The organism is Pseudomonas sp. NPDC088322 (genome assembly GCF_044740745.1).
GTDB classification, from domain to species: Bacteria; Pseudomonadota; Gammaproteobacteria; order Pseudomonadales; family Pseudomonadaceae; genus Aquipseudomonas; species Aquipseudomonas shirazensis.
Genome location: NZ_JBIURK010000002.1, coordinates 331,503 through 352,500 on the forward strand (window position 1 = coordinate 331,503; position 20,998 = coordinate 352,500).

The window sequence follows — 20,998 nt, forward strand, 5'->3', positions numbered from 1 at the left end:
TGGATAATGTCTATTGATCCCACACTGGTCGGCTCGGTCATCAACGCCCTGCCCATGGACCGCATGATTTCCGCGCCATTACAGGCGCTGATCCAGGCCCAGATCAGCGCCAGCAAAGCCTACGCAGACTTCCTGATGGGTGTATGCATCCAGAATGGCAAGGCGGTCGCGATCCAGATCGACTACGACGAAACGCTGATCGGCGCAGACGGTGAATACCAGGGCGTAGTGCAAAAGAGCCTGAAAGTGCCGTTGCTGGCCGCCGTCACCCACCCCAACATCGCTATCGAAGAAGGTCGGGTAGAGTTCGAGATCACCATCAGCCAGATGGCTGAACTGAGCACCTCCACCGAGCCCGACGCCAGCCTCACTGGTAGCCTCGGTTGGGGCCCGTTCAAGCTTGAAGTCAAAGGCAGCGTCAGCCAAAAGTCGACTCAGGTACGCAAGACCGATACCCGCGCCCGCTACGCGTTCAACACAACCGTCCGCCGTCAGGATCCGCCGGAGGCGATGATGCGGGTAATCGACTTTTTGACCGAAGCAGCTACCAGGCCGAGCCTTCTGCCTTCGGCAAACGCACGCAACCCTGGCGACATCTCCCAGGACGACACCCTGCCGCCTGTCGAGCAGGCATGACTGCAACGCCCTGCCGTGAATCCAGAGCCCGGCCTTGATGGCGGGCTTGCCGCCTAGAGGAGCGATGAACTTGGATGACACCCCTACCCCGCCCGCGCCCATGCTCTGCAGTGACCTGCGCGACATCACCCGCGGCCTGCAGGAAGCCGCTGCCGCCACCAACAGCTTGATCGCCCAGCAGTACATCACCCTGTTCGATCAGTTTTTCGATCATGACCCCGACGCCCTCGGCGCACCGATGAAAGCCAAAATGGTCGAGGTGGCCATGGATGGTCAGCACATGATCAGGGTGCCGCTGATTACCTTGGTGGCGCCCAAGGGCCTGGCCCTGGAGCGTATGCAGGTAGACCTTTCGGTCCGGGTAAGGAGCACAGAGATAAAAACTGCGCTGGCCGAAGCGGCCGATGCGCATGCGTGCGCTCGCTTCAAGGTCAGCATCGGAGCACAAGCACGCCGCGGCGATGGCCGCGACCCGGACGAAGTGCAGATCCGCATGCAGTTCCAGGCATGCGAGCCGCCTGAGGCGCTCAATCGCCTGATCGAGCAATACACCAACCTCATGGTGCCCACGCCGCGCGGCAACCCGCAGCCACCTGGAGCAGACAGCAACGAGGATGTCGAAGCGGCCAGCGTACGCTGACCCTCTCGATCAGAAGTCGCGCTTGTAGAAGATATCCAACGAGCTGGCCAAGCCACTGGCCGCCTCCAGATATACCTTCTTGCTCAGCTTGTAACGCAGAGCGATGGTGTTGGCCGGCTCGAATACACCCACCCCATAACGCAGGCTCAGGCGCTCGGTCAGATTCCCACTGGCGACCACGCTGGTGGTGTTGCCCGAGCCTTCGGTATCGAGCTGGAAGTCCTCGATGCCCAGATTGGACGCCATGCTGCCAGTGAGCCCGGCGCTGCCGGCAAGGCCCAGACCCAGGGCTGCTTCGGCAAGCATATTGTTGTCTTCGCCGGAGCCACCCAGCGGCCGCCCCAGTACCAGATAAGACAATGCCTGCTCCTGACTCATCGCTGGCTCGGCGAACACCTGGGTGGTCGGCTGCTCAGCGCTGCCACTCAGACGAATACCGGCAATCACATCGTCAACCTGGCGAATCGCTTCGATATCCAGGTAGGGCTGATCGATGGGACCTGCGAACAACAACCGTGCACGGCGGATTGTCAGGCGCTGGCCGTAGGCGCGATACCGGCCATCGGCCAGGCTCAGTTCGCCACGGGTATCCATGTTGTCACCAATGTGCACGTGCCCGCGCAAGTTGGCGGTCAGACCAAAACCATTGAACGACAGTTTGTCCTGGCCGACCTCGACATTGACGTCCATGGCGATGGCCATTGGCGGCGTGCCCTGTTCGGTCTGATTACCGATAATGACAGTATCGTCGGACACTTTGACCGTGGAGGGTGGCAGCTCACGTACGGTGATTGCACCCTTGGGTACCAATACCTTGCCCTTGACCGCAAGCTGTTCGCCTTCAAGGCTTATGGTCAGGTCAGGGGCTACTTCCAACGTGGCATAAGGCTCGACCGTGACTGGCAGTTGCTGACCCTGCAAGCGCAGTTGCATCGCCAGCGCCTGGCCCCAGGTCAGGTTGCCGCTGAGCTGAGCGCGACCGGCTGTACCGCTGCGCCAGCCGCCTTGCAACTGAACCTGTTCCCCTGCAATAAGCGCCTGCACCGACAGATCCTGCAGGCTGACCGGCAGCTGCGCACCGCTGACTTCGCCGCCAGTGAGGGCCAGGGTGCCATTGACTTGCGGTGCAAGCAGAGAGCCAGACAAGCGGCCGCTGCCGTTGAGCTGCCCGGCAAGGCGCTCGACCATTGGCACGAATGGCCGCGCGATCGCCAGGTCGAGCCCGCTCAGACGAAAGTCGCCAGACAGCGGCTTGTCCTTACCCAACGGGTCGAGACGGGTTGTCAGCGCGAGCTCGCCAAGGCGCTCGCCGCGGAAGTTCAGCACCGTGTCGATACGGCGCGGATTGAGCGTGCTGTCCAGGCGCAGGACCTGGTACGGGAAATCCAGCCAGCGCTGACCATCGCGCACGCGCAAGGTGCCGCCACTGGCATCCACGCGTATCGTGCCTTTGGGTCCGGCGGCAGGAATATCCAGATTGATGTCGGCATTGAGCTGCCCCTGCCAGGCGAAGTCCTTGGGCATCCACTGTGCCAGGCTCTCGATCGGAAACTGCTTGAGGTGGTAACGCAGCCGCGGCTCCGGCGCCAGGCGCTGGTCTTCGCCACACAGACTGGCCTGGCCCGAGCGCCAGCAATGGGCACCGAAATCCAGCTGACCGTTGGCCAAGCGCTGCAAACGGGCCGGCGCCTGCAACTGCCAGTCCTGCCCGCCAGCTTGAATCCGACCACTGGCAAGACGACCACGCCAGTCACCCTTGGCCAGTTGACCGTCGGCAGCCAGGTCGAGCTTGAGCTGCGGCCCCGCCAGCGCCAGCGTCACGGCCTGCTGGCGAATATCGCCTTTGCCGGCCATGTTCAGATCGCCAAGCGAAGTCTCGCCCAGGCGAATATTGCCCGCTTTGAGGGTGAGTTGGCCGCGCTGGGCGCTGTCCAGGCGGGCATCGAGATCAAGTCGTTGCACACGGTTGTCTGCCTGAGCCAGTTGCTGCCCCTGCACACTCAAAGTGCCCTGCGGCGCTTGCAGGGTGCCGGCGAGGTCGAGGCGACCTTTGACCTGGCCCTGCAAGCGGGGCCACAGCTGGCCAAGGCGCGGCATATCCAGATCGATCCGGCCGGCCAGGCGCTGCTGCAGGCTACCGCTGCCGTTGATGCGGTTGTCGCCCAACTGGATGGCCAAGGCGCCAAGTGTCCAGCTGTCGCCAGCCCCCTCGGCCTCGGCCTTGAGCACTGCTGGTTGACCGCGCAAGCGGCCTTTGAGGTCGAGCAAGGCGCTCAGTTGCAGGCGCTCGTTGTGCAGTTCGCCCTTGCTGCGCAGCGGCCCGGCGAGCGTGCCTGGCAGCTCGGCAAGCCAGTAGGCTGGATCGAGCGCTGAAAGCTGCAGGTCGACGTCCCAACTGATCTTCTCGGCAAAACCGACGATGACGCTGCCGGCAGCTTTGCCCTGCCCTGCGCTGAGCAGTAATTGCGGCAGGCGTACGTGGCTCAAGTCACCCTCGAACGGGCTACTCAAATTGAATGCACCGGCCGGGCCGTCCAGATCACCCTTGAACGAACCTTGATAGTTGCCATCGCGGTACTGTACATCCGCAGTCAACCGTTTGAGCACCACTTGCGGCGCTTCTTCAAGCGGATACAGACGCAGCCACGGGAAGTCCTGCCAATCGACTTTGGCGTCGGCAATCAGCCCCTGCTGCCAGTCGGCAGTGGCTTGCAGCTTGAGCCGTTGGCTGTCGCTGGCGTTCAGGTCCAAAGCATCCAGTCGGGCGCCTTTGGCGTCGACCTTGCCCGCCAACAGCAGACCTATAGGCCCCTGCTCGGCCGGCAGATTGGCCGAGCCGGAGAGCTGGTAGCCCTTGTCCAGATCGCCCACGGCATCCAGCTTGAGTTGCTCGAGCTGCAAGGTATCCGGCAGCGTCGCAACCGGCTTGAAGGCGGCCGACTCAAGCCGCAGTCTGGCTGGCAGGTGCTCCGCCAAAGCCTGCAGTTCACCGGTAAGGCGGGCGCTCAGGTAGCCGGTGCTGGTTGCGTCCAGATTGAGTGTCTTCTGCAGCTCGCCGGTGGCATTCAGCGCCAGCTGCCAGCCCTGCCCCTCTACCGGCGGCAGCTGCACGCTGCCAGTCAGTTGCACTGGCCAGTCGCCCTCGGGCTGCACGTCGCCCTGCACGCTCACATGCAGGTCATCGCGTTGCAACTGCAAGGTATCGATGCGCAGGCCATTGTTGCTCCAGTGCGCCGCAAGCTGCAGGTCACCCAGCAGGTCACTGCCATCCAGGCGCAGTTGGCCAAGTTTCACTTCGCCCAGTTCGATAGCCACTGGCAGGCGCAGCGTCGGCAACTGCAGCGGGTTGCTGTCGGCTACGGTTTCACTGGCGGCAAATGCCATGTCGATGCGCTCAGCCTGCAGGCGCTCGATACACAGGGTGGCCCGCAGCAGGCACAGCGGCGACCAGCTCAACTGCGGTGCCTGCACCTCGACCCGGCTGGCGCCGTCGTCCCAACTCAAGCGACGGGCCTGCCAGTTACTGCCAAGCTGGCCCTGGAAGTCGTCGACCGTCAGCCCTGGCACCAGGCCCAGCGCCCAGCGGCTACCGGCTTGCGTGCCCAATAGCAGGCTCAGACTCAGTGCGATCAGCAGCGCAAAGCCCAGCAGACTGATTAATATGTACTTCAAAGCACGCGTCACAGCTCAGGCCCCATCGAGAAGTGCAGGCGGATGCCGCCGTCGTCGTCCAGTGCCTTGGCCAGGTCCAGGCGCAATGGCCCGACCGGCGACACCCAACGTACGCCGACACCGACGCCGGTTTTCAGGCTGGGCAGATCCAGCGAGTTGAACGAGTTGCCTTGATCGACAAAGGTCGCGATACGCCACTTCTCGGCCACCGAATACTGGTATTCGGCGCTACCGGCCACCATGTAGCGGCCACCAATACGGTCGCCGTCGCTGTTTTTCGGAGACAGGGTCTGGTAGTCGTAACCACGCACGCTTTGGTCGCCACCGGCGAAGAAGCGCAACGAGGGCGGAATCTTGCTCTGATAGCTGTTGGTGGCGCTGCCACCGAATTGCAGCCGGCCGAGCAGCCGGTGATTCTGGCCCAGGGTAGTCAGGCCCTTGAGCAGGACGTTGCCGTGTAGCAGGTTGGTGTCAGACATCAGCCCTTCCTTGGCCACCTGCACATCGAACTGCAGACGGTAGCCATTGTGCGGGTCGATGCGGTTGTCACTGCGCAGGTACGAGTAACTTACCCCAGGCATCAGCAGCTTGCTCAAACCGGAGTCATCCCCCAGCTTGTACTCTTCGCGCTGATACTTGAGCGACACCACCCGCTGCCAGCCGCTGGGCAGCTTGCTGTGCCATTCAGGGCCAACGGTGAGCAGCTTGCTGACGGTATCGGTGCCTGCGATCTCTTCATTCTGGTAGCCACCGGCGAAGCGCAGTTTGTCGGTCAGTGGCGGATCCAGCGGTATGTCATACCACAGGCCGACATTCTGCCGCGGCGCCGACAGTTCGGTTTCCCAACCATAGCTGTGACCCTGCGGGTTGACCCAATGGCGTGTCCAGTTGGCCTTGCCGCGCGGGCCAACGTCGGTCGAGAAGCCCAGGCCCAGGCCCATGGTGCGTGGTTTGCGGGTTTCCAGGCTGACGTCGACCGGGATCTGTTCGCCCACCGCAGCGGTGGGCGCCGCATCGACCCGCACGCCTTCGAAATAGCCGCTCGACTGCAGGTCGTTGTTGAGTTCGGCGATGAGCTCGGAATCATAGGGCGTACCGGCCTTGAACGGCACCATGCGCTGCAGCAGGTCCTGGTCCAGCGGCGTGTCGCCGGCAAAGTGCACGGCGCCAAGCTGAAAGCGTGGCCCGCTTTGATACACCAGTTCGATGTCGGCAACGCCGGCCTGCGGATCTACAGCCAGGCGCTGGCTGGTAAAGCGCCCTTTGAAAAAGCCGTAACGCGAAGCCTGATTCTGGATCAGACGCTTGGCGTCTTCATACAGACCATGATTGAGGCGTTCGCCGGGGCGCAGCGCGGCGCTATCAGGTACACGAAAACTCTTCAGCTCGGTGGCCGGGCCCTCGATGCGCACAGTGACATTGCGCAAGCGCACCGGCTCACCGGGGTCAATGCGAATGATCAATTGCGGATGCTGGTCAGGCCCGGCCGGCGCCTTGACCTCGGTGTCGATCTGGGCCTGATAGTAGCCAAGTGCCTGTGCGGCTTTGCGCGCCTGCTCTTCGGCGCCGCGACTGAAACGCAGTAATGCGTCCTCGTCACGGTCTCCCAGGCTGCCAATATAGCCTTCGACATTCGCTTTGAGCGCCTTGTTGGCGGGTTTGACCCGCACCAGCAGTTCGCTCTGGGCCCATACTGTGCTGCTGGCGGCCAGGATGATCAGGCCCCAGGTCAATCTTCCTGAATACGTCATGCTGCGCATGCTACCAGAGCTTGGCGCGCAAAGGAGCCGTCTACCTCGCAGGTCACGCTGTTACTGACCTGGATGACAAAGGATTGGCATGAAAGAACACCCGCTCAGTCACTGGACCTATGGCAATTTCGCCAATCTCCTGATACCCCTGAAGCTTGTAGAACGCCAGATAACGCGCATTGCCGGTATCCAGCACCACGCCATGGCTGCCTGGCTCCTCGGCGCACCAGTCATGAACAGCCTGTAACAATTGCTCAGCGTGCTGCTGACTCCTGAAGTCAGGGTGCACGCCCAGCAGTGGCAGCATATGTACCTGATCTGACGGCAAGCTCCCTACCAACGCTGCCTGATAATCCAGGTAGCGGCGGGTGCAGCGCAGGCCCGTGCCGATGATCATGCGCAAGCGCCACATCCAACTGTCAGCCACGCCAAGGCGCCGCAGCGGCGGCACGATCAGCGCCACCCCGGCCAGACGGTCTTCGACCATCAGGCCCACTGCCGGTAGCTGCAGGTAGAAGTGCTGGCGGACCCATGCCCGAATCATGGCGCGCAGGCGCCGTTCATAGCCAGGGCGCTGCGCCTCGAACAGATAGGCAACGGTCGGCTCTTGCCGATAGACTTCGTACAGCACAGCGCGCACCTCGCGGCGGTAGCCCTTGTCGAGCAAACAGGTGCGAGCGGTTGCGCGGATATCGTCGGGCATTGCAGTTAAACCTTCATGGAGTGAACGTACCCCTTGGAGGCGAGGCAGCGCGGGTTGGTTCACCGCTGCGCGCAGGCAGCGCCGCCATGCTGGCGATGAGCGCCGATGTTCGATAGCATCCGCAGTTTTACCGGGGTTGCCTCGCCATGAAGATCGTCTCGTTCAACATCAACGGCCTGCGCGCCCGTCCGCATCAGCTGGCGGCGCTGATCGAGAAGCATCAGCCAGACGTTATCGGCCTGCAGGAAACCAAAGTCAGTGACGAGCAGTTCCCCTTGGCTGACGTGCAAGCCTTGGGCTACCACGTGCATTACCACGGCCAGAAGGGCCACTATGGCGTCGCCTTGCTCTCACGCCAGGCGCCGCTGGCACTGCACAGAGGGTTTGCCACTGACGAAGAGGACGCCCAACGGCGCTTCATCTGGGGCACCTTCGCCGACGCCAACGGCACCCCGATCACCATCATGAACGGTTACTTCCCGCAGGGAGAAAGCCGCGACCATCCGACCAAGTTTCCCGCCAAGCAGCGTTTCTACAGCGACCTGCAGGTGCTGCTCGAAGGCCAGTTCGACAATCAGCAGCCGCTGATCGTGATGGGCGACGTCAACATCTCGCCAGAAGATTGCGACATCGGCATCGGCGCTGACAACGCCAAGCGCTGGCTGAAGACTGGCAAATGCAGTTTCCTGCCAGAGGAGCGTGAGTGGATGCAGCGTCTCAAGGACTGGGGCCTGGTCGACAGCTTTCGCTACCTGAACCCGCAGGTCAGCGACCGTTTCAGCTGGTTCGACTACCGCAGCCGCGGCTTTGAAGACCAGCCCAAGCGCGGTCTGCGCATTGATCTGATCATGGCTTCGAGTGGCTTGCTGCCACGACTCAAGGACGCTGGTGTTGACTATGACCTGCGCGGTATGGAAAAACCTTCCGATCACGCGCCGATCTGGCTGGAGCTGGCCTGATAAATCAGCGCTGCGGACGCTGATTAGCGTCCGCAGATAGGCAAAGCTGACGAAATATCGCGTATCTGATAGTCATTCGCCATTATCTCGGTTCTCGGGACCCCCTTGGCAGGGGTAGAATGCGCAAAACCGGGAGCCGTAATGAATCAGGACCGTTTGACCCCCAACCAGGACGATGCCATCACCGACGCTGCGGCGCATTGGTGCATGCGCCTGCATGCCGATGACTGCACGGCGGCCGAGCGCGAGGCATTTGATCTGTGGCTGGCGGCCGACCCGCGGCACTTTGCTGAATACCGCGCGATGCAGGAAATCTGGCAGACCGCTGACCTGTTGCCACGCCGCACGGCTGTCGTCGAGATTGGCGCCCGCCCAGTACGCAAGGCGCAGCCACGCCACTGGCGGCCATTCGCTTCGGCTGCAGCCATTGCCCTGCTGGCCCTGCCGCTGGCTGGCTGGGTCGGTTGGGAGCAAGGCTGGCTACCCAATCACTACCAGCATTTCGAAGCTACCGATCAGGTGCGCCAGGTGCAACTGAGCGATGGCAGCCAGGTCGAGCTCAACCTGCACAGCGAACTGCGCTTCTTCAATTACAAAGATCAACGCCAGGTCACGCTTACCCGCGGCGAAGCGTTTTTCAAGGTTACCCACGACACCGCCCACCCGTTCATCGTGCGCGCCGGCAACGGCCAGACGCGGGTAACCGGGACCCAGTTCAACGTCTGGAAGTACAACGACGAGGTCAAGGTGACGCTGGTTGAAGGCTCGGTACTGGTCAGCAGCCACGGTGACGATGGCGGCTATCGACTGGGCCCGGGCATGCAAGCCAGTTATCACGCCGGCGATTTCGAGCCGACTCTGGCGCAGAATGATGACGCCGACAACAGCCTGGCCTGGCGCAGTGGCAAGCTGGTGCTGGACAACCTCAGCCTGGCCCAGGCCCTGCCGGTGATCAACCGCTACCTGGAGCGCCCGCTGCTGTTGGCCGATGACAGTACCGGCGCAATCCGCGTCAGCGGCGTGTACAACACCCGCGAAGTCAAGCGCATGGTCGATAACCTGCCCAAGGTGCTGCCGGTCTACCTGACCCGCAGCAAGGACGGCAGCACCGTCCTCAACCGCATCACACCGTTGACCAACAAGGGCTGACGCAGGGCATCAGAGCACCATCGCCGCAAGCCAGCCAAAGGCCAGCAGTGGCAGGTTGTAATGGAGGAAGGTCGGCACCACCGTGTCCCAGATGTGGTGATGCTGGCCGTCCACATTCAAGCCCGAAGTCGGCCCCAGGGTCGAATCCGATGCTGGCGACCCGGCGTCACCCAACGCACCCGCTGTGCCGACGATGCACACTGTAGCCACTGGATCGAAGCCCAGTTGCACACACAGCGGCACGAAGATCGCGGCTAGAATGGGAACGGTAGAGAACGACGAGCCGATGCCCATAGTCACCAGCAAGCCCACCAGCAACATCAGCAAGGCACCAACGCCCTTACTGTGGTTGATCCACTGCGCAGAGGCCTGGACCAGGCTGTTGACCTCGCCGGTTGCCTTCATCACGTCGGCAAAGCCCGAGGCGGCAATCATGATGAAGCCGATCATGGCCATCATCTTCATGCCTTCGGTAAACAGATCATCAGTGTCTTTCCAGCGCACGATGCCCGACAGCGAAAAGATCAGAAAACCGACCATGGCGCCGATGATCATCGAATCCAGCCACAGCTGAATGATGAACGCTGCTGCGATCGCCAGGCCAGCGACCATCAGCGTCAAGGGGTTGTAGCTGACACTGACCTGCTCGACCTGCTCGATTTTCGCCAGGTCATAGTCGCGTTTCTTGCGGTAGCTGACGAACACTGCCAGGAGCAGCCCGGCGAGCATGCCGGCCGCAGGAATGGCCATCGCCTGGGTAACGTTGACCGCGCTGACGTCGACCCCGGCGCGGCTGACATTGGCCAGCAGGATTTGATTGAGGAAGATGTTGCCAAAGCCAACCGGCAGGAACATGTACGGCGTGATCAGGCCAAAGGTGATCACGCAGGCAATCAGCCGCCGATCGATGCGCAGTCGGGTCAGCACATACAACAGCGGCGGCACCAACAGGGGGATGAAGGCAATGTGAATGGGCAGTATGTTCTGCGACGACACGGCCACCACCAGCATCAGGCCGATCAGCAACCATTTGACCTTGCCACCTTCGCTATGGCCCTGGCGCTCGATCATATTCAAGGCCCGATCTGCCAGCGCGTGAGCCAGGCCCGATTTGGCAATGGCTACGGCAAATGCGCCAAGCAGCGCGTAGGACAACGCGACCGTGGCGCCGCCGCCCAGCCCACCATTGAAGGCCTTCAACGTGCCCTCGATACCCAGGCCGCCGACCAGGCCGCCGGTCAGCGCACCGATGATCAATGCGATCACCACATGCACGCGGGACAGGCTCAATATCAGCATGATGCCGACCGCGGCAATGACTGCATTCATGGTGTGGACTACCTCGTTACGACAGACGGAAAGCATTGGCACCGGCGTCAGGCTGCACACAGGCAGCGGCCGGTCCAGAGGGGTGCAATGCGAAGGGCGCACACTCTGAAGGGCGAGTCGACAGATGTCAAATCGGCCAAGGCCGAATTCAATTGAACGTTTGAATAAAGAAAATCCTGTGGTCGCCGACACAGAGTGCAGACCTAATACAAGGGACTTTCCCAAAATGCCTCTGCGACAACTGTCTATCCAGTGGAAGATCACCCTGCTCGCCGGCTTGTGCCTGGCCGCCATCGTCACGCTACTGGTCGGTCTGTCCCTGTACCGCATGGACCACAGCTCCGATTTGGTAAAGGCTAGCAGCATGAAGATGCTCTCCGACTCAGCTCAAGCCCGCATCGAATCGCAGGGTGAAGTACAGGCGCTGAACATTCGCCGCCAGTTCATGGACGCCTACCAGTACGGCGCAGGTTTTGCTCGGCAGGTGCTGTTTTTGCGCGAGCAGGCGGAAAAACGCTATCTGGACGCCTTTGACCTGCGCGAAGACATGACCGCACAAGTGCGCAGCGCCCTGCTGGCCAACCCTGAGCTGCTAGGCCTGTCGCTGGTGTTCGAGCCTGACGCGCTGGATGGCAAGGACAGCCTGTTCACCAATCAGCACGAGTTGGGCAGCAACGAAACTGGCCGTTTTGCCTTGTATTGGTCGCAACCGCAGGCCGGCAAACTGACCTCCATGGCCTTGCCTGAACTGGACATGGCCAACATCGAAACCGGCCCCAGCGGGCAACCGGCCAACACCTGGTGGGTATGCCCGCGCAGCACCGGCAAGGTCTGCGTAGTCGAGCCGTATTTCTATGCCATCGACGGCCAGCAGGTGTTGATGACGAGCATCGTCTTCCCGCTATCGGTCAAGGGCAAGGTGATTGCCACGCTGTCGGTCGACATCAACCTGAGCAGCTTGCAGGCCATGAGCGAAGAGGCCAGCCGCGGCCTTTATCAAGGCCAGACCACGGTCGGCATCCTCAGCCCGGTCGGCCTGCTCGCAGGCTACAGCGCCGACTCAAGCAAGCTGGCCCAGCGTTTCGACCAGGTCGATACCGCGCAAGGCGCCGAGTTGGTGCGCAAGCTGGCGGACGGCAAATTGCAGATTGTTCACGCTGAACAGCGTTTGAAAGTGCTGGCAGCGTTTCAGCCGATTCCCGGCAGCAAGCCGTGGGGCGTATTGCTCGACGTGCCGCAAAGCGCCCTGACCGGCCCTGCCGAAGCGCTGAAGAACGAGCTCGACGCACTCAATACCAGCGGCACCTTGCTTGAGCTGGGGCTGGGCCTGGGCGCCGCCTTGGCCGGCTTGCTCTTGGTCTGGCTAATGGCGCGAGGCGTCACCCGGCCGATCCTGGGCGTGGCAGCGATGCTCAAGGACATCGCCAGTGGTGAAGGCGACCTGACCCGTCGCCTGCAGTACGACAAGCGTGATGAACTCGGTGAACTGGCTGGTTGGTTCAACCGCTTCCTCGACAAGCTGCAGCCCACCATCGCTGACGTCAAACGCTCGGTGCAGGCCGCCCGCGGTACAGCTGACCAGTCTGCTGCGATTGCCAGCCAGACCAGCGCCGGTATGGAGCAGCAGTACCGCCAGGTCGACCAGGCCGCCACGGCCTCGCATGAGATGAGTGCTACCGCGCAGGACGTCGCGCGCAGCGCAGCGCAAGCTGCTCAGGCCGCCCGCGAAGCTGACCTGGCCACCCGTGAAGGCCTGGCCGTGATCGGCCAGACTACCGACAGCATCGACAGCCTGGCGGCCAACATGAGCAGTGCCATGGCCCAGGTCGAAGGGCTGGCCGGCAACAGCGAAAAAATCGGCTCGGTGCTCGAGGTGATTCGTTCGATCGCCGAACAGACCAACTTGCTCGCCCTAAACGCGGCGATCGAAGCAGCCCGCGCCGGCGAAGCCGGGCGCGGCTTCGCCGTCGTCGCTGATGAAGTGCGCAATCTGGCCCGGCGCACACAGGAATCGGTCGAAGAAACTCGCCAGGTGATCGAGGCGCTGCAAGCTGGCACGCGTGAAGTAGTCGACGCCATGGACAGCAGCCACCGCCAGGCCCAGGGCGGCGTCGAGCAAGTCGGTCAGGCGGTCACTGCGCTGCAACGGATCGGTCAGGCAGTCACGGTGATCACCGACATGAACCTGCAGATTGCATCCGCTGCCGAAGAGCAGAGCGCAGTGGCGGAAGAGATAAACAGTAACGTCGCGACCATTCGCGATGTAACCGAGTCGCTGTCAAGCCAGGCCAACGAGTCGGCGCGGGTCAGCCAGTCGCTCAATCAACTGGCCAACCAGCAGCAAGCATTGATGGACCAGTTCAGAGTCTGACTGCTGCGTCTGGCCCATCACCCAGCCCGGACCATAGCTGATCCGAACCGCTACAGCTCGTCGTGGGCGCGGAAACTGCCGCCGCCGAGCAGGCGGTCGAGCAACGCCAACGCGGCTTCCACGTTCGGCCTACTGCCCATCGGTAGGACGTCGGTCAGAGGCAAGGTCGCGTCTTGATAACCTGTCGCCATCACCAGCAAATGCATCTGGTCGGCATTCAGATAAACATGATGCTGGCGCATGGCGTAGGACTGAATCAGGCTCAGGGCACCCGCCACCAAAGGGGTTGCGCTGGAGGTGCCACCGTAGCTGTTGGTGTAGTCTCGGTCATCACCTTTTTTGTCCTGTAGGTTGCCGTAGCCCAGTGTGGCGACACTATCACCCCACGCGTTGAGCATTCGATAGCGGTAGCCGTAATTGGAGTACTGATGAGGCTTGCCGTCCCACGACTGGCAGGCCCCTACCAAAATGGTCGAGGCATCGCCATGGTCGTCGAAGTAAGGCCATTGGCCTAGATCGACACCGTGCCCCCACGTCGTACCCTTGTCCGCCAGGGACTGATTGCTGCCATTGGCGGCGGCATTGACCACGACCGCGCCGCGCGCGGTCAGCGCCTCGCACACATCCCACCAGTCGCGCTCGTGCAGCGACGGCAAATATGTGCTGAGTACATGGATGCTGGCGCTTTGCCTGTTGATGGCGACGATGTCGCCTGCGCGTACCTGGCGCAGCAGGTCCGCGGGCGTGCGGGGGTATTTGCGGTGGTCGATGGCCCGATTGTCGTACAGGTATAGCTCACAATCATGGCAGATCCCGTTCATGCCGAACGAATTGGCCTGGGCAAACAGCAGGCCCACCGATGCGGTACCGTGGGCCGGGTCGGCGTTGGGTTGGTCGCTGATCACGTGTAGCCGTTCAGTCCCGCGCAGGTCCTCATGCCTGGCGAACAAGCCCGCATCGGAAAAGTGCACGCGGGTGCCCTTGCCGGTCACCTGTTTGCTCCAGACGTTGCGGATGTTCATCCCTTTGTGCGAGGCGGTCGGTGCATCCAGGTAAGTCTGCAGCGCATCGAAGTCCGGCGTCGGTTGCGAATCGTCGTGAGCGTCATCACCCGCTACCACCGCCGCACCCGTGATCAGTGTCGCCACTAGCGCAGCGAGCGCAGCGGCAATGAGGTTGCCGGGTTCCTGCTCGGCGGGCGGGAAGGATAGCGACTCGACGTAGTCCAGCGCCGCCAGGGTTCGTAGCAGCGCGATGAAGGTATCGCTGAACATGCTTGCTGGCTGTGCGAGCAGGTAGTAATCGCGCAGCACTGCAAGCGCGTCGTCGTCATGCTCTTCAGCGCTCAGCACCGGCTGCAGCTGGATGACCTGCTTGAGGTTCGGCCACAGACGGACCAGCCTCGAGCGGCTGTCCGGCTCAAGATCGGCAACGAAGGAGGCAAAACCGTCCTTGCCGAACTTGACCAGCAGCACCGGCAGAGCCTTGTCGGCAGCGCCGTCGGGCAGTCCGCTGAACACGGGCAGCAGTGGGTCGTAAACAGGCCTGGGCCCAGATTCAGGCGACGCTGCAGAACGTTTGACGCGTAACGAGGCTCCCGTCAGCGGGACCCGATCCAGGATACGCCGTTCGGTTTCTTCGGGCTGGATCTCGATGACCATTGTTGGCCAAGTGATGGTGGCATCAGCATCGGAGGGCAGGTCAAGCTGGATGATCTGCTCGTCGGTCAGGATGATGCTTGCGGTTATCTCGAAGCGGCCGTGCCTCAGATCGGTGCCTAGAATGGCCGGACAGCCATGGTCAACCAGCAGCCCGCTGTCAACCTGGGAGCTTGAGGTGGAGGAGTCCAGTCGCTTGGGCCCTCGCGCGTTGATCACGCGTAGCACGTAACGAATACGCTTGATCTTGTGCAGGTCTGGACCGATACAGCGCAAGTGAAACTTGCCATCGAAATTGAAGTTTCGGTAGTAGAGGATTTCGATATTGATGCTCATCAGGCGGCTTCCCTTCAAGTGCAGCCGACTCCTTCGCGAGCGGCCGAACAACAATGATTGCGCCGCATCCCGCCGCCTCCCAGCACGAAGCGGTTCCTCTCCAGCCCGCAGCTCAGGTTGCGGCAGCCCAACGCAGCGGCAGCTAGACTGACCTCCAGCACCCACCTGCGAGGCTCGTCATGCGCGCGTCAGCGATCATTTTTGCTTTGTTCATGGCCCTGCTCGCAGGCCCCACCCTTGCCGCCGATGCACCCACCGCCGCGGTCGCCGAAGACAAGGCCGAAGCGCTCGAGAAGAAGGTCGTCAACGACGCACCGCCGCCGAAAAAAAACGAGGCACTGACTTCAGGCGAGGTCATGGCGGTCGATCCCAGTGGCCAGGCGCCGATGGACGACAGCATCACCTGCCTGGCCCGCACCATCTACTGGGAGGCCAAACAGGCCGATGCCAAGGACATGAGCGCAGTCGCCAGCGTGGTGCTCAATCGCCTCGGCCAGGACGGTTTCCCTGACACCATCTGCGGCGTGGTCAAGCAGGGGGTCGAAAGCAAGAGTTGCCAGTTTTCCTGGTGGTGCGACGGGCGTCCTGACCAGGTCGAGGAAAAGGACCGCTACGACATTGCCAAGGAAATCGCCCGCAAGGCGCTCAACCAGCAGCTCAAGGACCCTACCAATGGCGCCCTGTATTTCCACGACCGCTCGGCGCGGCCAGCCTGGGCCAGGGCTTACCGCAAGACTGCCGAGACCAGGCTGTTCCTTTTTTACAAGCCTAACCCAGCACTGGCGCGCTGAGCTTTATACCGCGAGGCGGCGCACCCACAGTGGCTGCGCAGGTGGCAACGTCGGCACCGCATCCAGCAGCGCCCGGGTATAGGCATGGCGCGGCTGGCCCAACACCTGAGCAGCGCTACCCTGCTCAACCACCCTGCCCGCTTGCATCACCAGCACATGATCGCTGACCTGCTCGACCACACCCAGATCATGGGAAATGAACAGGCAGGCCAGGTTCAGCTCGGCCTTGAGTTCAGCCAGCAAGGCGAGGATGCGAGCCTGTACCGACACATCCAGCGCCGACACCGGTTCGTCGCAGATCAACAGGCGCGGCTTCATTGCCAGTGCACGGGCAATGGCAATGCGCTGACGCTGGCCTCCGGACAGCTCCAGCGGGCGCCGATCAAGCACGCTGGCAGGCAACTGCACGCGCTCCAGCAACGCCACCGCCTCGGCCCGCTGCAAGGAGCGCGGCACCCCGGCCAGCGCCAGCGCTTCGCTGAGTACGCGCAGCACGCTGTAGCGAGGGTCGAACGAAGCCAGCGGGTCCTGGAACACTACCTGGATGCCCTGCCGTGCCCGCCGCTTCTGCTCGGCGCCGAGCGCCAACCAGTCGCTACCGGCGAACTCGACCCGGCCCTGGTCGGGTTGTTCCAGGCCGAGCAAGATGCGCCCCAGGGTGCTTTTGCCAGAACCGGACTCACCGACCACACCCAGGGTTTGCCCGGCGCGCAGCTGCAACGACACCTCGTTCAACACCTGGCGGACGCTGCCGTCGGGGCCGGCAAAGGATTTGCCCAGCCCGCTTGCAGCAAGCAATACCGGCTGTTCAATGCTGCTCGCACTGGGCTCAACCAACGCCAGCGCAGGCTGCGTTGGGCGCTGCAAGTGGACGGCACGCGCGGCGCTGAGCAGGCGCTGGGTGTAAGGGTCTTGCGGGTCCTGCAGAATCTGTTCGGCACTGCCCTGCTCCACTATATGTCCGCCGCGCATCACCACCACCCAATCGGCCAACCGTGCCACCACTGCCAGATCATGGCTGACCATCAACAAGCTGTTCTGCTCATCGCGCAGTTGTTCAAGCAGGCGCAGAATCTGTGCCTGCACGGTCGCGTCAAGCGCCGTGGTCGGCTCATCAGCGATCAGCAGGCGCGGCCGGCAGGCCATCGCCGAGGCGATCAACGCGCGCTGACGCAGGCCACCCGACAACTGCCACGAATACTGCTGAGCGCGCACCTGCGGCTCAGGCACGCCGACCTCGGCGAGCAACTGCAGCACCCGCAAACGACGTGCCTCCGCGCCCAGGTCAGAGTGCAGCAGTAGTGCCTCTTCGATTTCGCCACCCACCCGCCGCAACGGGTCGAGCGAACCCAGTGCGTCCTGCATGATGAAACCGATCTGCGCGCCGCGCAGGCGTTGATAGTCAGCCTGGTCGAATACACGCAGGTCGCGCCCGGCAAACTCCAGCCGTTGCGCCTGCACCTGCGCGCCGGGGCCCGCCAGGCCGACCAGGCTGCGGGCGGTGACGCTCTTGCCCGAGCCCGACTCGCCAACCAACGCCACGCACTGCCCCGCGCGCACCTGCAGATCGACTCCGTGTACCACCGCTACACCGTTGAAGCTCACTCGCAGGTCGCGGATGTCGACCAGTGCCGACGCCGTATTCAAGCCACTCATAGGCCTTTGCCCTCACTGCGCCGTAGCCAGTCTCGGCCGATGGCGCTGATGGAAATCACAGTCAAGGTAATTGCCAGCGCCGGCCAGGCCATCAGCCAGGGCGCGTTGGCCATGAAATTGCGTGCCACTGCCATACTTGCGCCCCACTCGGGTGCCGGTGGCGGAGCGCCAAAACCGAGAAAACTCAGCGCGGCAGCGGCGGTGATAGCCCCGCCAAGGCCGATGCAGGCGAGGATCAGGACCGGTTGCACCGCATTGGGCAGGACATGGGCAAACACCACAGCCAGCGGCCGCCGACCCAGGGTCAGTGCCGCCTCGACGAAGCTGGCATGGCGGATGCTCATGGTCTGCGCGCGCACCAGCCGGGCATAGCGCGGCACTGCGGCGATGCCGACGGCAATGATCAAGTTGGTCGTGCCCTGACCAAACAGCGTGATCACCACCAGCGCCAGCAGCAGGTCGGGAAATGCCAGCAGCACATCCACCGCGCGCATCAGCAGGTTATCCAGCCAGCGCGGTGCGAGGCCGGCAAGCAATCCTAGCAAGGTGCCCAGGCCCAGCCCGAGCAGGGTTGCGGTGAAACCGATAAGCAGGGATGCACGCGCCCCGTGAATAACACGGCTAAGCACGTCTCGACCATTCTCATCGGTACCCAGCCAGAACTGGCTGCTGGGCGGTTGATAAGCCAGTCGCGCATCAGCCAGCAAAGGATCGGCCGGCGCCAGCCAACCAGGCAGTGCCACCGCCAGCAACAGCAAGCCGATGGTCGCCCAGGCCAGGCACAACCCTGGCCGCGCAGGGCGCCAGCGCGACAGTCGCGCACTGGTTGCCAGCGTCGGCACCTGGGCAGCGGGAATGATCGCGTTCATGCAACCTCCTGGCTCAAGGCGCCGGATTTGGCGTACACCGATGCACAGCCTGAATCTCGGCCAGCAGTTCGTCATCCAGTTGCAGCTCCAGCGCACCGAGGTTGTCGTGCAACTGCGCCAGGCTGGTCTGGCCAGTAATGGCACTGGCTACGAACGGCTGACGGATGACGAAGGCCAGCGCCAGCTGCGCTGGGCTCAAACCTCGCTTGGCGGCGATCTGCACATAGCTGGCGATGGCGCTGTTGGCTTCACTGCTGTCGTAGCGGTTGAAGGTGCGGTACACCGACGACAGGCGAGCGCCTTCGGGGCGTGCGCCATCGAGGTATTTGCCGGTCAGCGTGCCGAACGCCAGCGGTGAATACGCCAGCAAGCTCACGCCGTCACGGTGGCTGAACTCCGACAAGCCGTTCTCATACAGGCGGTTGAGCAAGCTGTACGGGTTCTGGATGCTGGCAATGCGCGGCAAATCGCGTTGTTCGCTGTGCCGCAGGAACTGCGCCACGCCCCACGGCGTTTCGTTGGAAACGCCGATATGGCGGACCTTTCCGGCTTTGACCTGTTCGTCGAGCACCGCCAGGGTTTCAGCGATTGCAGCGCTGTCTGGGTGGTCATCCACGTAGGGGTATTCACGCGCGCCGAAGAAGTTGGTGGTGCGGTCCGGCCAGTGCAACTGATACAGGTCCAGATAGTCGGTGCGCAGGCGTTTGAGACTGCCATCCAGCGCGGCAACGATATTGCGCCGATCATGGTGCGAGAGGCCGTCACGAATGTGCGTCTGCCCGGCAGGATCACGCGACGGCCCGGCAATCTTGCTTGCCAGCACCAGTTTGTCGCGGTTACCGCTTGCAGCAAGCCAACTGCCGATGAAGCGCTCCGTGGTGGTCCAGGTTTCGGCCCGGGTCGGCGTTGGGTACATCTCGGCGGTATCGATCAGATTGATCCCGGCGGCGATGGCGGCGTCCAGTTGCTGGTGGGCATCCTGCTCGGTGTTCTGGTGGCCCCAGGTCATCGAGCCAAGGCTGAGCAGGCTGACGTTGAGGTCGGTATGGCCCAGGCGGCGATACTGCATGATGTGATCCTTTTCGATAAATGACTGAAGGCGATGGTCTCAGGCCAGCCGCGCGAGGCCCGCGCTATTAGCCTGGGTGTACTGGTTGACGGCCTTGGGCAAGCCGAGGTGATCGCGCAAGGTGCGGCCCTGGTATTCGCGGCGGAACAAACCACGCTTCTGCAGTAGCGGAACTACCTCTTCGACGAACACCTGCGCGCCTGACGGGAACATGTCCGGCATGATGTTGAAGCCGTCGCCGGCGCCAGCCAGGAACCATTCGGCCAAGGTGTCGGCAACCTGCTCGGGCGTGCCGACGGCCAACCGGTGGCCCACCAGAATCCGCCGCGACAGCTGGCGGATGGTCAGGTTCTCGCGCCGGGCCAGGTTCAGTTGCGCCTCGAGAAACCCATGCGAGCCGCGCTCGAAGTCCGCTACAGCGCCGATTTGCGCCCAGGGCAGCGGCGCGTCCGGGTCCAGTTCGCGGGCATCAATGCCGATCCGCCCGGCCACCTGCTGCAGCAAGCCGTGCTCACCGTGCCAGGCGTTGAGCTGGTCGAAGCGCGCGTGGGCCTCGGCCTCGGTGCTGCCGATTACCGTCGACAGCCCGGGCATGATCTTCAAGTGCTGCGGGTCGCGGCCCCAGGCTTGGGCGCGTTGTTTCATCTCGCGATAAAAGACCAGGCCGTCGGGCAAGGTGGTCTGGGTGGTGAAGATCGCATCGGCGTAACGTGAGCCAAGCGCTTTGCCGCCTTCGGACGAACCGGCCTGGACCAGCACTGGCCGGCCTTGCGGCGAGCGTGGCAGGTTGAGCGGGCCCTTGACCTGGAAGTGCTCGCCCTTGAAGTCCACCGTGTGCACTTTGCTCGGGTCGGCAAAGCGGCCTGTGGCGCGGTCGCCGATGATCGCGTCGTCCTCCCAGCTATCCCACAGCTTGAGGGTTACATCGACGAACTCCTCGGCACGGCCATAGCGGTCGACATGCAGCGGCGCGCCGCTGAGGCCGAAGTTTTGCGCGGCGGCATCGCCGGCGTTGGTGACCACGTTCCAAGCGGCACGGCCGCCGCTGATGTGATCCAGCGAGGCGATCCGCCGGGCCAGGTTGAACGGCTCGTTGTAGGTACTGGAACAGGTGGCGATGACGCCAATATGTTCGGTGGCCGCCGCCACGGCGGTAAGCAGCAGGGTCGGCTCCAGGCGCCCGCCCGGGTGGCTGGCGACATCCGGTGGCAATGCCGGGCCATCGGCGAGAAAGATCGCGTCAAGGCAGCCACGTTCGGAGATGCGCGCGATGTTGCGGTAATAGTCGACGTCGATATAGGCATTCAGCGCAGCCTCGCCCTGACGCCAGGCGCCGGAGTGTGAGCCAAAGCCGAGAATGTTCATGCCCAGGCTCATCTGTTTTGCTTGCGTCATGGGGTTGCTCCTGT

General features: G+C 62.9%; 15 protein-coding genes and 1 pseudogene. 7 read left to right on the forward strand and 9 right to left on the reverse strand.

Translation table 11 applies throughout. The annotated features are described in order from the left end of the window. The first annotated feature begins 6 nt into the window (after positions 1 to 6). Entirely contained in the window at positions 7 to 636 is a 630-nt protein-coding gene (locus ACIOAU_RS05800) for a DUF2589 domain-containing protein (RefSeq protein ID WP_181087807.1), read from the forward strand. Between the two features lie 100 nt (positions 637 to 736). After that, a complete protein-coding gene (locus tag ACIOAU_RS05805; RefSeq protein ID WP_150569626.1) occupies positions 737 to 1,276 on the forward strand; it encodes a DUF2589 domain-containing protein in 540 nt (179 codons plus the stop codon). Positions 1,277 to 1,285: 9 nt separating this feature from the next. On the opposite strand, the gene ACIOAU_RS05810 is transcribed toward ACIOAU_RS05805, so the two are convergent. The 3 genes from ACIOAU_RS05810 to ACIOAU_RS05820 are packed head-to-tail and all read right to left on the reverse strand — an operon-like array spanning position 1,286 to position 7,402. After that, the gene (locus tag ACIOAU_RS05810) at positions 1,286 to 4,960 is read right to left on the reverse strand and encodes a translocation/assembly module TamB domain-containing protein (protein WP_188035833.1); all 3,675 of its coding nucleotides are present in this window, start codon (positions 4,958 to 4,960) and stop codon (positions 1,286 to 1,288) included. Beyond that, entirely contained in the window at positions 4,957 to 6,699 is a 1,743-nt protein-coding gene (locus ACIOAU_RS05815) for an autotransporter assembly complex family protein (protein WP_150569395.1), read from the reverse strand. The genes ACIOAU_RS05810 and ACIOAU_RS05815 overlap by 4 nt, the downstream gene beginning before the upstream one ends. A gap of 52 nt (positions 6,700 to 6,751) precedes the next feature. After that, positions 6,752 to 7,402, reverse strand: a complete 651-nt coding sequence (locus ACIOAU_RS05820; RefSeq protein ID WP_150569396.1) for an N-acetyltransferase — start codon at positions 7,400 to 7,402, stop codon at positions 6,752 to 6,754. Between the two features lie 146 nt (positions 7,403 to 7,548). On the opposite strand from ACIOAU_RS05820, the gene xthA reads away from it, so the two are divergent. Further along, a complete protein-coding gene (xthA, locus tag ACIOAU_RS05825; RefSeq protein ID WP_101318983.1) occupies positions 7,549 to 8,361 on the forward strand; it encodes an exodeoxyribonuclease III in 813 nt (270 codons plus the stop codon). 141 nt (positions 8,362 to 8,502) lie between these two features. Next, complete coding sequence (locus ACIOAU_RS05830) at positions 8,503 to 9,510, forward strand: FecR family protein (protein ID WP_150571937.1); 1,008 nt, start codon at positions 8,503 to 8,505, stop codon at positions 9,508 to 9,510. 9 nt (positions 9,511 to 9,519) lie between these two features. Here the strand turns inward: ACIOAU_RS05830 and ACIOAU_RS05835 are convergent, their stop codons facing one another. Next, positions 9,520 to 10,839 carry a Na+/H+ antiporter family protein gene (locus ACIOAU_RS05835; RefSeq protein WP_101318979.1) on the reverse strand — a complete coding sequence of 440 codons (1,320 nt, stop codon included), beginning with the start codon at positions 10,837 to 10,839 and terminating at the stop codon, positions 9,520 to 9,522. Between the two features lie 547 nt (positions 10,840 to 11,386). Here ACIOAU_RS05835 and ACIOAU_RS05840 point away from each other — a divergent pair. Beyond that, positions 11,387 to 12,352 (forward strand): annotated as a pseudogene (locus ACIOAU_RS05840) (HAMP domain-containing protein); the annotation flags it as partial. Positions 12,353 to 12,454: 102 nt separating this feature from the next. Beyond that, a complete protein-coding gene (locus ACIOAU_RS05845; RefSeq protein WP_371411609.1) occupies positions 12,455 to 13,210 on the forward strand; it encodes a methyl-accepting chemotaxis protein in 756 nt (251 codons plus the stop codon). Positions 13,211 to 13,260: 50 nt separating this feature from the next. Here ACIOAU_RS05845 and ACIOAU_RS05850 read toward each other — a convergent pair whose 3' ends face one another. Continuing rightward, positions 13,261 to 15,204 (reverse strand): S8 family serine peptidase, encoded by a 1,944-nt coding sequence (locus ACIOAU_RS05850; RefSeq protein ID WP_188035832.1) that lies wholly within the window; start codon positions 15,202 to 15,204, stop codon positions 13,261 to 13,263. A 179-nt stretch (positions 15,205 to 15,383) separates the two neighbouring features. On the opposite strand from ACIOAU_RS05850, the gene ACIOAU_RS05855 reads away from it, so the two are divergent. Next, positions 15,384 to 15,995 carry a cell wall hydrolase gene (locus ACIOAU_RS05855; RefSeq protein WP_101318973.1) on the forward strand — a complete coding sequence of 204 codons (612 nt, stop codon included), beginning with the start codon at positions 15,384 to 15,386 and terminating at the stop codon, positions 15,993 to 15,995. Positions 15,996 to 15,998: 3 nt separating this feature from the next. On the opposite strand, the gene ACIOAU_RS05860 is transcribed toward ACIOAU_RS05855, so the two are convergent. The 4 genes from ACIOAU_RS05860 to ACIOAU_RS05875 are packed head-to-tail and all read right to left on the reverse strand — an operon-like array spanning position 15,999 to position 20,984. Continuing rightward, positions 15,999 to 17,651 (reverse strand): dipeptide ABC transporter ATP-binding protein, encoded by a 1,653-nt coding sequence (locus tag ACIOAU_RS05860; RefSeq protein WP_401180621.1) that lies wholly within the window; start codon positions 17,649 to 17,651, stop codon positions 15,999 to 16,001. Continuing rightward, positions 17,648 to 18,520 carry an ABC transporter permease gene (locus tag ACIOAU_RS05865; RefSeq protein ID WP_150569403.1) on the reverse strand — a complete coding sequence of 291 codons (873 nt, stop codon included), beginning with the start codon at positions 18,518 to 18,520 and terminating at the stop codon, positions 17,648 to 17,650. Before ACIOAU_RS05865 ends, ACIOAU_RS05860 begins: the two co-directional genes overlap by 4 nt. 13 nt (positions 18,521 to 18,533) lie before the next feature. Next, positions 18,534 to 19,589: an NADP(H)-dependent aldo-keto reductase gene (locus tag ACIOAU_RS05870; RefSeq protein WP_401180625.1), complete on the reverse strand. Its 1,056-nt coding sequence runs from the start codon at positions 19,587 to 19,589 to the stop codon at positions 18,534 to 18,536. A 39-nt stretch (positions 19,590 to 19,628) separates the two neighbouring features. Then, positions 19,629 to 20,984, reverse strand: coding sequence for an LLM class flavin-dependent oxidoreductase (locus ACIOAU_RS05875; protein ID WP_188035830.1), 1,356 nt, complete (start codon positions 20,982 to 20,984; stop codon positions 19,629 to 19,631). Between the last annotated feature and the right edge of the window lie 14 nt (positions 20,985 to 20,998).

Excerpts from the sequence above, each read along its gene's own strand:
- ACIOAU_RS05800 (WP_181087807.1), top strand. The coding sequence starts at position 7 with ATGTCTATTGATCCCACACTGGTCGGCTCGGTCATCAACGCCCTGCCC.
- ACIOAU_RS05805 (WP_150569626.1), top strand. The coding sequence starts at position 737 with ATGCTCTGCAGTGACCTGCGCGACATCACCCGCGGCCTGCAGGAAGCC.
- ACIOAU_RS05815 (WP_150569395.1), bottom strand. The coding sequence starts at position 6,699 with ATGACGTATTCAGGAAGATTGACCTGGGGCCTGATCATCCTGGCCGCC.
- ACIOAU_RS05820 (WP_150569396.1), bottom strand. The coding sequence starts at position 7,402 with ATGCCCGACGATATCCGCGCAACCGCTCGCACCTGTTTGCTCGACAAG.
- xthA (WP_101318983.1), top strand. The coding sequence starts at position 7,549 with ATGAAGATCGTCTCGTTCAACATCAACGGCCTGCGCGCCCGTCCGCAT.
- ACIOAU_RS05830 (WP_150571937.1), top strand. The coding sequence starts at position 8,503 with ATGAATCAGGACCGTTTGACCCCCAACCAGGACGATGCCATCACCGAC.
- ACIOAU_RS05835 (WP_101318979.1), bottom strand. The coding sequence starts at position 10,839 with ATGAATGCAGTCATTGCCGCGGTCGGCATCATGCTGATATTGAGCCTG.
- ACIOAU_RS05845 (WP_371411609.1), top strand. The coding sequence starts at position 12,455 with ATGGAGCAGCAGTACCGCCAGGTCGACCAGGCCGCCACGGCCTCGCAT.
- ACIOAU_RS05850 (WP_188035832.1), bottom strand. The coding sequence starts at position 15,204 with ATGAGCATCAATATCGAAATCCTCTACTACCGAAACTTCAATTTCGAT.
- ACIOAU_RS05855 (WP_101318973.1), top strand. The coding sequence starts at position 15,384 with ATGCGCGCGTCAGCGATCATTTTTGCTTTGTTCATGGCCCTGCTCGCA.
- ACIOAU_RS05860 (WP_401180621.1), bottom strand. The coding sequence starts at position 17,651 with ATGAGTGGCTTGAATACGGCGTCGGCACTGGTCGACATCCGCGACCTG.
- ACIOAU_RS05865 (WP_150569403.1), bottom strand. The coding sequence starts at position 18,520 with ATGAACGCGATCATTCCCGCTGCCCAGGTGCCGACGCTGGCAACCAGT.
- ACIOAU_RS05870 (WP_401180625.1), bottom strand. The coding sequence starts at position 19,589 with ATGCAGTATCGCCGCCTGGGCCATACCGACCTCAACGTCAGCCTGCTC.
- ACIOAU_RS05875 (WP_188035830.1), bottom strand. The coding sequence starts at position 20,984 with ATGACGCAAGCAAAACAGATGAGCCTGGGCATGAACATTCTCGGCTTT.